General features: G+C 74.8%; 8 protein-coding genes. All 8 read left to right on the top strand.

Annotated features, from left to right (window positions below; all coding sequences use genetic code 11):
* Nucleotides 1-3,109 (top strand): type I polyketide synthase (locus ACY1JF_RS19750; protein ID WP_462706475.1); only part of this gene is annotated, 3,109 nt, incomplete at its 5' end.
* A 43-nt stretch (nucleotides 3,110-3,152) separates the two neighbouring features.
* A complete protein-coding gene (locus ACY1JF_RS19745; RefSeq protein WP_462706474.1) occupies nucleotides 3,153-4,004 on the top strand; it encodes an arylamine N-acetyltransferase in 852 nt (283 codons plus the stop codon).
* Nucleotides 4,005-4,060: 56 nt separating this feature from the next.
* Complete coding sequence (locus ACY1JF_RS19740) at nucleotides 4,061-5,404, top strand: NAD(P)/FAD-dependent oxidoreductase (protein WP_462706473.1); 1,344 nt, start codon at nucleotides 4,061-4,063, stop codon at nucleotides 5,402-5,404.
* A gap of 114 nt (nucleotides 5,405-5,518) precedes the next feature.
* Nucleotides 5,519-6,595 carry a 3-dehydroquinate synthase family protein gene (locus tag ACY1JF_RS19735; protein WP_462706472.1) on the top strand — a complete coding sequence of 359 codons (1,077 nt, stop codon included), beginning with the start codon at nucleotides 5,519-5,521 and terminating at the stop codon, nucleotides 6,593-6,595.
* On the top strand, nucleotides 6,592-8,010 hold the full coding sequence (locus ACY1JF_RS19730) for a 3-deoxy-7-phosphoheptulonate synthase (protein WP_462706471.1): 1,419 nt from the start codon (nucleotides 6,592-6,594) through the stop codon (nucleotides 8,008-8,010). The genes ACY1JF_RS19735 and ACY1JF_RS19730 overlap by 4 nt, the downstream gene beginning before the upstream one ends.
* On the top strand, nucleotides 8,007-9,020 hold the full coding sequence (locus ACY1JF_RS19725; protein WP_462706470.1) for a shikimate dehydrogenase family protein: 1,014 nt from the start codon (nucleotides 8,007-8,009) through the stop codon (nucleotides 9,018-9,020). Before ACY1JF_RS19730 ends, ACY1JF_RS19725 begins: the two co-directional genes overlap by 4 nt.
* A 160-nt stretch (nucleotides 9,021-9,180) precedes the next feature.
* A complete protein-coding gene (gene rifK, locus ACY1JF_RS19720; RefSeq protein WP_462706469.1) occupies nucleotides 9,181-10,341 on the top strand; it encodes a 3-amino-5-hydroxybenzoate synthase in 1,161 nt (386 codons plus the stop codon).
* Nucleotides 10,338-11,432, top strand: a complete 1,095-nt coding sequence (locus ACY1JF_RS19715) for a Gfo/Idh/MocA family protein (protein WP_462706468.1) — start codon at nucleotides 10,338-10,340, stop codon at nucleotides 11,430-11,432. The genes rifK and ACY1JF_RS19715 overlap by 4 nt, the downstream gene beginning before the upstream one ends.
* The last annotated feature ends 6 nt before the right edge of the window (nucleotides 11,433-11,438 follow it).

Raw genomic sequence — 11,438 nt, 5'->3', positions numbered from 1 at the left:
GGGGGCGGAGGGGGTGCGGGTGCGCCGGGTGGCGGTGGACTACGCCTCCCACACCCGGCACGTCGAGGCGGTCGAGGGGGCGCTGACGGAGGCGTTCGCCGGCATCCGTGGCCGGGCGCCGCTGGTGCCGTTCTTCTCGACGGTGACGGGTGAGTGGGTGCGTGAGGCGGGCGTGCTGGACGGCGGCTACTGGTATCGCAACCTGCGCCGGCAGGTCCGTTTCGGCCCGGCCGTCACCTCCCTGCTGGCCGAGGGACACACGGTCTTCGTCGAGTGCAGCGCCCACCCCGTCCTCGTCCAGCCGGTCAGTGAGATCGTCGACGAGACGCGCGCGGACGTGCTGGTCACCGGCTCACTGCGCCGCGAGGAGGGCGGCCTGCGACGGCTGCTGGCCTCCCTGGCCGGACTCTTCGTCAAGGGCGTCCCGGTGGACTGGACCGGCGTCCCGCCCACACCCACCCGTCCCGCGGACCCGGACCCGGACCCGGCCCCGGACCTGGACCTGCCCACCTACGCCTTCGACCACCAGCACTACTGGCTGCCCGCCCCGGCCGCCGCGGGCGACGCCGCCTCACTGGGACTGGCCGGCGCCGACCACCCGCTCATCGGCGCGGTGGTCGAGGTGCCCGACACCGGCGGTGTGCTGTGCACCTCCCGGCTGTCCCTGCGCACCCACCCCTGGCTCGCCGACCACGCCGTCGGCGACGTCGTCCTCCTGCCCGGCACCGGACTGGTGGAACTCGCCGTCCGCGCGGGCGACGAGGCCGGCTGCGCCACCCTGGACGAACTCGTCATCGAGGCCCCGCTGATCCTGCCCGCGCAGGGCGGCGTACGCGTCCAGGTCGCCGTCGGCGGACCGGACGAGACCGGGTCCCGGACCGTCACCATCCACTCCGCGCCCGACACCGCGGACGGCGCCGAGGGCTGGACCCGGCACGCCGCCGGCGTCCTCACCCCGGCCCCCCGCACCCGCGCCGCCGCCCATCCCGACCTCACCGCCTGGCCGCCGCCCGGCGCCGAACCCGTCGAGGTGACCCCGGAGGACTTCTACGCCGGACTGCGCGACCACGACTACCGCTACGGGCCCGTCTTCCGCGGCCTGCGCGCGGTGTGGCGGCGCGGCGAGGAACTCTTCGCCGAGATCGCCCTGCCCGAGGAGCAGCACGCGGCCGCCGCGGAGTTCGGCATCCACCCCGCACTCCTCGACGCCGCCCTGCACACCAAGGCGTTCCTGAGCGACGGCGAGCACCGCACGATGCTGCCCTTCGCCTGGAACGGGCTCACCCTGCACGCCTCCGGAGCCGCGACCCTGCGCGTGCGGGCCGCTCGGCGCGCCCCGGACGCGCTGTCCCTGGAGGCCGCCGACGAGACCGGCAGCCCGGTCCTCAGCGCGGACTCGCTGGTGTTCCGCCCGGTCGCCGCCGAACAACTGCGCACCACGGGCGGTGGCGACACGCTCTTCGGCGTCGACTGGGTCCCGCTGCCCCGGCCCGAGGACCCGCAGGCCCCCACCTGGCTCCGGGTGTCCACCGCGGAAGAGGTGGCGACCCTCGCCGAGGACACCGCGGACGGCGCCGGGCTTCCCCGCGCCGTCGTCGTGGAGGCCGTCACCACAGGCCCCCACGACACCCCGCTCGCCGTGACCGACCGCACCCTGGAGGTCGTCCAGACCTGGCTCGCCGGTGGCGGCCTGGAGGACACCCGACTCGTCGTGGTGACTCGGGGGGCGGTGCCGGCCGGTGGTGACGCGGCGGTCACCGATGTGGGGGGTGCGGCGGTGTGGGGGCTGGTGCGGGCCGCGCAGGCGGAGAACCCGGACCGGTTCGTGCTGGTGGACGGTGACACGGACGAGGTGGATCTGGGTGTCGTCCTGGCGGCCGGTGAGCCGCAGGTGGCGGTGCGTGCGGGGGTGTTGTACGTGCCGCGGCTGGCCCGGCTCGCCCCGGTCGGGGCCGGGGAGCCGGTGCTGGATGCGGAGGGGACGGTGCTGATCACGGGTGGTACCGGTTCGCTGGCGGGTCTGCTGGCGCGGCATCTGGTGGTCCGGCACGGGGTGCGGCATCTGGTGCTGGTGAGCCGTCGGGGCATGCGGGCGCGGGGGGCCGCGGAGTTGGTGGCGGGGCTGGAGGCGCTGGGTGCCGAGTCGGTGGCGGTGCCGGCCTGTGACGTGACGGACCGGGAGGCGGTGCGGGCGCTGTTGGCCGGGCTGGGCGGCCCGCGGCTGACCGCTGTCGTGCACGCGGCCGGTGTCTTCGACGCGGGGGTGGTCGGGGAGATCGAGCCGGAGCGGCTGGCGCGGGTGTTCGCGCCGAAGGTGGCGGCGGTCGAGCATCTGGACGAGCTGACCCGGGAACTGGTGCCGGATCTGGACGCGTTCGTCGTGTACTCGTCGGTCTCGGGTGTCTTCCTCGGTGCGGGGACCGGCAGTTACGGTGCCGCCAACGCCTGCATGGACGGATTGATGGCCCGCCGTCGGGCGGCCGGGTTCCCGGCGCGGTCGCTGGCCTGGGGACTGTGGGAGCAGACCACCGGCATGGCGGCCGGCGCCGACGAACTCGTCCGCGGCCGGCTCAGCCGTCGCGGCGGCGTCCTCGCCCTCACCCCCGAGGAGGGCATGGAGCTGTTCGACGCGGCGCTGGCCGGTGACCGGACCCTGGTCGTGCCGGCCAGGATCGACCTGCGGGGACTGCGGGCCGACGCCACCGCCGGGACCACCGTGCCGCCCCTGCTGCGCGGCCTCGTCCGGGCGGGCCGGCAGTCGGCGCGGACCGCCGTCACCGGTGACGAGCGGCGCCGGCTCGCCGAACGCCTGGCCGGGCTGCCGGCGGCGGAGCGGACGGACGCCCTGCTGGAGCTGGTGCGCACCCAGATCGCCGTCGTCCTCGGCTACGCCGCCACCCACCGGATCGACGCCGACGAGGGCCTGTTCGAGATCGGCTTCGACTCGCTGACCGCACTGGAGCTGCGCAACCGCATCAGCGAGCTGACCGGCGCCAAGCTCGCCGCCGGCCTCGTCTTCGACCACCCGACCCCCGCACTGATCGTCGCCCATCTGACCGAGCGCCTGTACGGCGAGGACGCGGCCGGGCCCGTGGCCCTGTCCGTCTGAGGCGTCCACCCACCGCACCGCCCCCGAAGGAGCAGATGACCGCATGTTCGACGTGGATGCCTACCTCAGCCGCCTCGGCTGGGCCGGGCGACGACCGGAGCCGGACCTCGACACCCTGCGCACCCTGCACAAACAGCACCTGATGGCCCTGCCGTACAACGTCGCGGGACAGGGCTTCACCGACGGCGTCCACCTCGTGGACGTGGACGAGGACGAGACGTTCCGCACCGTGGTCACCGAGGGCCTGGGCGGCACCTGCTTCCAGCTCAACCGGCTCTTCTTCCGGCTCCTGTCCGAACTGGGCTACGAGGTGTCCCTGCTGGCCGCGAGCACCGCCGAGGGCCGGGAGAACTTCGGCACCGAGATCGAGCACATGTTCATCCGGGCCGTGCTCGACGGTGAGGAGTGGCTGGTCGACGTCGGCTATCCCGGACCGTCGTACATCGAACCGCTGCGCGTCGGCGACGAGGTGCAGACCCAGTACGGCTGCCAGTACCGGCTCGTACGCAAGGACGCCGGCGCCGACACCGTCGCCGGCGACGACACCGCCGGGGACGCCGACGCCGACGGCGGGCCGATCGCTCTGCAGCGGCGCGGGCGCGTCACCCGGTGGAGCACCGTCTACACGTTCCGGCTGCGGGCCCGCCAGTGGCACGACTGGAAGGAACTGGAGGACCGGGCCCGCGCCCACCACGCCACCGCCTCCGAGGACGACGGCCGGGGCACCCTGTGCGGCCGGACCTTCGCCAACGGCCAGGCCGTGCTCAAGGGCCGCCGCTACCTGGTCGTCCGGGACGGCCGCGAACACGTCCGCACCGTCGTGGACGACGAGGAACACCGCGCGCTCGTCGCCGCCGTCCTCACCGGCGACCTCGACCCCGCCGGCCCCGCGTGACCGGCCGGCACCCCGGCCGAACCGACATCACCAGCACACGACCGGAAGGACATCCCATGCGCAAGAACTCGACCGACGTCGTCGTCATCGGCGGAGGACCGGCCGGCGCGGTGAGCGCCTACCTGCTGGCCAAGCGGGGGCACTCCGTGGTGCTCCTGGAGCGCGACGAGTTCCCCCGGTTCCACATCGGCGAGTCACTCCTGCCGTACATGATGGGCCTGTTCGACCGGATCGGTATCCGGGACGCGGTCGAGACCCAGGGCTACGTCCCCAAGTTCGGCGGCGAGTTCATCGACCCGACCGAGAAGAAGTTCTTCTCCGGCGTCTTCCGCGCCGACTTCGGCAAGCAGGGCGAAGGCCGGTACGACCGGGCGTTCCAGGTCGAGCGGGCCAGGTTCGACAGCATGCTGGTGGAGGAGGCCGGCAAGGCCGGCGCCGAGGTGCACCTCGGCGCCCCCGTCGGCGAACTGCTGATGGAGGGCGACCGCATGGTCGGCGTCCGCTACACCGAGGACGGCGAGGAGCACGAGGTCCGCTCCCGGTACGTGATCGACGCCAGCGGGCGGGCCGGGCGCATCGCCAACAAGTTCGGGCTGCGCAAGACGCTGGAGAAGCTCCGCATGGTCGCGGTGTTCCGGCACTACGAGGGCCTGGACGAGACGCACAACCTCGGAGTCGAGGGCGACATCCAGGTCGGCGCCCACGCCGACGGCTGGGTGTGGGCCATCCCGCTGTCCAAGGACGTCATCAGCGTCGGCACCGTGATGCCCCGCGACGTGTTCCGCGCCTCCACCCCCGAGCAGGTGTTCGAGGAGCACAAGGGGCGGGTGCCGCGGATCACCGCCCGGCTGACCGGCACCCGCCCGATCATGGACCTCAAGGTCGAGACCGACTACTGCTACCACGCCGACACCGTCACCGGTCCCGGCTGGCTCATGGTCGGCGACGCCGGCTGCTTCGGCGACCCCATGTTCTCCGGCGGCGTCCTCGTCGCGTCGGCCACCGCGGTCCGCGCCGCCGAGACCCTCAGCGAGGCCCTGGACAACCCGCGGGACGCCGACCGGCTGATCGACGAGTACGCCAACTTCTTCAAGACCGGCTACGACACCTACATCCGGCTCATCCACGCCTTCTACGACGGCGAGCTGGTCGCCGTCGCCGCCGACGCCGGCCGCACCACCGACCGCGACACACTGGAGCGCTACCTGATCCGGCTGATCGGCGGCGACTTCTGGAGCGAGCACAACGCGGTCGCCCAGGAGATGCGCCGGCGTTCCGAGTGGGACAGCTTCGCGCCGTTCCAGCGGGTCTTCGGCTGCCCCTCCTACCCGCACCTGGACGAGCAGGACCGCAAGGAGCGCGCCGAGTCCCGCATCCGCCGGGTGACCGCCGGCCAGTAACCCCCGGGGCCCCGTCCGCACGGAGCCCGGCCACGGTGTGCCGCCGCCGGCCGGGCTCCGTGCGGCCGGCCGCGTCCACGCGCCACCGAACCGACCGAACGAGGTGAGGCGGAAGTGACAAGAAAAGTCCCGGTGCGCTGCGGCGACCGGTCCTATGAGGTGCTCATCGGCCCCGGAGTGCGCTCCGCCCTGCCCGGGATCATCGACAGGCTCGGCGCCCGGCGCGTGGCGGTGGTCTCGGCCCGCCCCGACGCGTGGGTGCCCGACACCGGCGCCGAGACGCTGCTGCTGCCCGCCCGGGACGGGGAACCGGACAAGAACCTCGCCACGGTCGAGGCCCTGTGCGCCGCGTTCGTACGGTTCGGGCTGACCCGCTCCGACGCCGTCGTCTCCGTCGGCGGCGGCACCACCACCGACGTCGTCGGACTCGCCGCCGCGCTCCACCACCGCGGGGTGCCCGTCGTGCACCTGCCGACCAGCCTGCTCGCCCAGGTCGACGCCAGTGTCGGCGGCAAGACCGCCGTCAACCTGCCCGAGGGCAAGAACCTCGTGGGCGCCTACTGGCAGCCCGCCGCCGTCCTGTGCGACACCGACTACCTGACCACCCTGCCGCCGCGCGAACTGCGCAACGGCCTGGGGGAGATCGCCCGCTGCCACTTCATCGGCGCCCCCGGCCTGCGCGGACTGCCGCTCGCGGAGCAGATCGCGGCCAGTGTGACGCTCAAGGCGGGCATCGTCTCCGCCGACGAACGCGACACCGGCCCGCGGCACCTGCTCAACTACGGCCACACCCTGGGGCACGCCCTGGAGGCGGCCACCGGCTTCGCCCTGCGGCACGGCGAAGGCGTCGCCATCGGCACCGTCTTCGCCGGCCTGCTCGCCGGCGCCCTGGGCCGGATCCCGCCCGGCCGGGTGGACGAACACCGGGAGGTGGTCGCCTCCTACGGCCTGCCCACCGCGCTGCCCGACGGTGCCGAGCCCCGCGCGCTGATCGCGTTGATGCGCCGGGACAAGAAGGCCCGCTCGGGCCTCACCTTCGTCCTGGACGGCCCGGCCGGCGCGGAACTCGTCACCGACGTGCCCGAGCCGGCCGTCACCGAGGCCCTGGCCCGGATGGAGCGCGCCCCCCTCGACCGGCTGGTGACCGGCGCCCCGGACGGGGTCACGGGGACGCAGGCGGCGGTGACATGACGTACCCACCACGCTGGCCGCCCGGCACCCCGGAGCGGGACCGGCTGACGGGGGTCGAACGCGCCCTTACCGGCCGGCTCGAAGCGGCCCTGGACCGGCCCGCCGCCCAGCAGCCCGGCTGGCCGGACCCGGCCCGGGCCCGGGCCGTGCTCCGCCGGCTGACCGCCGGCGAGCCCCTCGTCACGCCCTGCGAGACCCGGCGGCTGCTCGGCCGGCTCGAAGCCGTCGCCCGCGGCGAGGCCCTCCTGCTGCAGTCCGGTGACTGCGCGGAGACCTTCGCCGACACCACCGAACCCCATCTGCGGGCCAACCTCGGGCTGCTCCGGCGGATGGCGCTCGTCCTCACCCACGCCGCCGGCCTGCCCGTGGTCACGGTGGCCCGTGCCGCCGGGCAGTACGCCAAGCCGCGCTCCGCGGCCGTCGACGCCGACGGGCTGCCCGTGTACCGGGGCGACATCGTCAACTCCGCGGAGCCGGACCGGGCGGCCCGCACCCCCGACCCGGAACGGATGGCACGCGCCCACCACCACGCCCGGGAGGCGATGGCCGTGGTCCGCCGGCTCGCCCGCGGCGACCTCGCCGACGCGCCGGCCCTGCACGAGGAGAACCGGCGGTTCGTGAACACCGCGCCCGGAGGCCGCCGGCACACGGCACGGGTCGCGGAGATCGGCCGCGGGCTGCGCTTCATGACCGGCGTCGGCGCCCCCGCCCCACGGCTCGGCGAGATCTGGACCAGCCACGAGGCCCTGCTCCTCGACTACGAACGCACCCTGCTGTGGATCGACACCGAAGGCCCCGAACCCCGGCTGTCCAGCGGACTCGCCCACTTCCTGTGGATCGGGGAGCGCACCCGGCAGCCCGACGGCGCCCACATCGCCTTCGCCGAACTGCTGGCCAACCCCATCGGCGTGAAGATCGGCCCCGGCACCACCCCGGAGCAGGCCGTGGAGTACGTGCGCCGCCTGGACCCGCACGGCGTGCCCGGCCGGCTCACCCTGATCAGCCGGATGGGCCACGACCGGGTGCGCGAGGTGCTCCCGCCGATCGTGGAGAAGGTCACCGCGTCCGGCCGTCAGGTGATCTGGCAGTGCGACCCCATGCACGGCAACTCCCGCACCACCGCCACCGGTCACAAGACGCGCGACTTCGAGCACATCCTCGACGAGATCACCGGCTTCCTGGAGGTGCACCGGGCGCTGGGCACCCATCCTGGCGGCCTGCACCTGGAGGCGACCGGCGAGGACGTCACGGAGTGCACCGGCGGCGCCCGCGGCCTGTCCGAGGACGACCTGCCCGCCCGCTACCGCACCGCCTGCGATCCCCGGCTCAACGCCGAACAGTCCATGGAACTCGCCCTCGCTGTCGCGGAGTTGTACGCGGCCGGGGCGGCGCGCAGCACGGAGGCACGACGATGACCGACCCCCGACAGCCGACGGCCACCTCCGATCCGTCCGGCGCGGACACCGGCACGGCGTATCCGTCCGGCGCGGACACCGGCACGGCGTATCCGTCCGGCGCGGACACCGGCACGGCGTATCCGTCCGCCGCCGCCACTGCCGCGACCACCCCCACCCCCGCCCCCGCCACCGGCACGGCGCGGCCCCCCGCCACCGACTCCCCGCGACAGACCCTGGTCAGCGGAACCACCCGGCTCTACGCCGTCCTCGGCGACCCGGTCGGCCAGGTGCAGTCGCCCGGACTGCTCAACCCGCTCTTCGCCCGCCTCGGCATCGACGCCGTGCTCGTCCCCGTCCACGCCCGCCCCGCCGACCTGCGCACGGTCGTCCGGGGACTCCAGCGCGTCGGCAACCTCGACGGCCTCTTCGTCACCGTCCCGCACAAGGCGGCCGCCGCCCTGCTCGCCGACCGGCGCAGCCCCACCGTCGAGATCACCGGCAGCGCCAACGCGCTGCGCCGCGAACCCGACGGGACCTGGCTCGCCGAGAACTTCGACGGCTCCGGCTTCGTGTCCGGCCTGGACCGGGCCGGACACCGGCCCGAAGGAGCCCGGGTGGCGCTCGTCGGCGCGGGCGGGGCCGGCAGCGCCATCGCGGCGGCCCTGCTCGACGCGGGCGTGCGCCGGCTGACCGTCACCGACCCCGACACCCCGCGGCTGACCGCGCTCGTCGACCGGCTGGCCGCCCACTGGCCCGGACGCGTCCGGGCCGCCGGACAACCGCCCCTGTCCGACAGCGACATCGCCGTCAACGCCACCCCGCTCGGCCTGCGCCCCGACGACCCGCTGCCCTTCTCGCCGCGCGCGCTGCCGCCGGGCGCCGTCGTCGCCGACATCATCATGAAACCCCGTGACACCCGCCTGCTGCGCGAGGCCGCCGCCCAGGGCCTGCGCACCCACCACGGACACCACATGCTCACCGGTCAACTTGACTCCTACCGGGCTTTCTTCGGCCTGCGCGCACCCTGACCCGCCGCACTACCAGACCGGGGGATGGGAGGCCCGGCACGCCGCGTCCTAGTCTGAGGACGGCCAGCACCGCGCGCACCGTCCGGACCGGTTCCGTCGCCCTCCCCGCCTCGCCCGCTCTCTCTCGGACAGCCCGTTCCCGACGGACCTTTGGAGAACCATGAACGCGCGACCGACACCCGCATTCCCCACGTGGCCGCAGTACGACGACGACGAGCGGACCGGACTGGTCCGGGCCCTCGAACAGGGCCAGTGGTGGCGCATGGGCGGGGAGGAAGTCGACTCCTTCGAGCGGGAGTTCGCCGACTTCCTCGGCGCCCCGCACGCCCTCGCCGTCACCAACGGCACCCACGCCCTCGAACTCGCCCTCCAGGTCATGGGCGTCGGCCCCGGCACCGAGGTCATCGTCCCGGCCTTCACCTTCATCTCCTCCTCCCAGGCCGCCCAGCGCATCGGCGCGGTCGCCGTCCCCGTCGACGTCGACCCGGACACGTACAACATCGACGTCGCCGCGGCCGCCGCCGCCGTCACCCCGCGCACCCGCGCCGTCATGCCCGTGCACATGGCCGGCCTGATGGCGGACATGGACGCCCTCGGCAAGCTCTCCGCCGACACCGGCGTACCGATCCTGCAGGACGCGGCCCACGCCCAGGGCGCCCGCTGGCAGGGCAAGCGGGTCGGCGAACTCGGCACGGTCGCCGCGTTCTCCTTCCAGAACGGCAAGCTGATGACCGCCGGCGAGGGCGGCGCCGTCGTGTTCCCCGACCGCGACCGGTACGAGGCCGCGTTCCTGCGGCACAGCTGCGGCCGGCCGCGCACCGACCGCCGTTACCTGCACCAGGTCGCCGGCACCAACATGCGCCTCAACGAGTTCTCCGCCGCCGTGCTCCGCGCCCAGCTGCGCCGGCTGCCCGCCCAGACCGCACTGCGCGACGAGCGGTGGGCGCTGCTGTCCCGGCTGCTCGGCGCCGTCGACGGCGTCGTGCCGCAGGGCGGTGACGCGCGCGCCGACCAGAACACCCACTACATGGCGATGTTCCGGATCCCCGGCATCCGCGAGGAGGACCGCAACGCCCTGGTCGACCGGCTGGTCGAAGCCGGACTGCCCGCCTTCGCCGGGTTCCGCGCCGTCTACCGCACCGACGCCTTCTGGGAGATCGGCGCCCCCGACGAGACCGTGGAGCAGGTCGCCGAGCGCTGCCCGAACACCGAGGCCATCAGCGCCGACTGCGTCTGGCTGCACCACCGGGTGCTCCTCGCCGGCGAGCGGGACCTGGAGATCACGGCCGAGATCATCGCGGACGCAGTGGCCGCCGCATGAGCGTGCGGGCCGCCGTGGTGGGGCTCGGCTGGGCGGGGCGGGAGCTGTGGCTGCCCCGGCTGCGCTCCCACCCGGACTTCGACCTGGTCGCCGTCGTCGACCCCGACCCCGCGGCCCGCGCGGCCGTCGGCACGGCGACGGGCACCCCCGTCCACGCTCGGCCGGACGCGCTCGACGCCCGCCGTGTCGACCTCGCCGTCGTCGCCGTACCCAACCACCTGCACACCCCGGTCGCCGCCGGTCTGCTCGGCCGGGGCGTGTCCGTCTTCCTGGAGAAGCCGGTGTGCCTGTCCGGCGCCGAGGCCGACACCCTGGCCGAGGCCGAGCGCCACGGCGGCGTGCTGCTGGCCGGCAGCGCCGCCCGGCACCGCGCCGACGTACGGGAACTGGCCGCGCTGCTGCCCGAGCTGGGGCGGGTACGCCACGCCGACCTGGCCTGGGTGCGGGCCCGCGGGGTGCCGCGGGCGGGCGGCTGGTTCACCCGGCGCGACGAGGCCGGCGGCGGCGCGCTGGTCGACCTCGGCTGGCACCTCCTGGACACCCTGACCGCGCTGCTCGGCCCGTCCCCGGTCCGCCAGGCCGTCGGCGCCACCTCGAACGACTTCCTCAACGCCGGCGCCTGGGCCGCCGCCTGGCGCCGCGAGCGGCCCGCCGGCGCCCTCACCGGTGACGTCGAGGACACCGCCCGCGGGTTCCTGCTCCGCGCCGACGGCGTCTCCGTGTCCCTGCGGACCAGCTGGGCCTCGCACGAGGCGACGGACCTCTCCCTGATCCGGATCGAGGGCAGCGGCGGCACCGCCGAACTGCGCTGCACGTTCGGCTTCAGCCCCAACCGGCAGCCCGAGTCCGTGCTGACCCTCACCCGCGAGGGCACCACCCGCGCGCTGCCGGTGCCCGCCGAACCCATAGGCGCGGAGTACGGACGGCAGCTCGACGGCGTGCCGGCCCTCCTCGCCGACCCGGCCGGCCGGGGCCGGGCGATCGCCGAGGCACGGACCACCGTGGGGCTCGTGGAGCGCCTCTACGCCTCCGCCGGGGCCGTCCAGGACGGACCGGGCGAGCCCGTGCCCGAGCAGACCACCACCAGATGAGGACCC

Source organism: Streptomyces sp. SYSU D01066-1 (assembly GCF_054956795.1).
This window is presented reverse-complemented; position numbering and strand designations above follow the sequence as displayed.

Coding starts and splice junctions, on each gene's coding strand:
- ACY1JF_RS19745 (WP_462706474.1), top strand. CDS start 3,153: ATGTTCGACGTGGATGCCTACCTCAGCCGCCTCGGCTGGGCCGGGCGA.
- ACY1JF_RS19740 (WP_462706473.1), top strand. CDS start 4,061: ATGCGCAAGAACTCGACCGACGTCGTCGTCATCGGCGGAGGACCGGCC.
- ACY1JF_RS19730 (WP_462706471.1), top strand. CDS start 6,592: ATGACGTACCCACCACGCTGGCCGCCCGGCACCCCGGAGCGGGACCGG.
- ACY1JF_RS19725 (WP_462706470.1), top strand. CDS start 8,007: ATGACCGACCCCCGACAGCCGACGGCCACCTCCGATCCGTCCGGCGCG.
- rifK (WP_462706469.1), top strand. CDS start 9,181: ATGAACGCGCGACCGACACCCGCATTCCCCACGTGGCCGCAGTACGAC.
- ACY1JF_RS19715 (WP_462706468.1), top strand. CDS start 10,338: ATGAGCGTGCGGGCCGCCGTGGTGGGGCTCGGCTGGGCGGGGCGGGAG.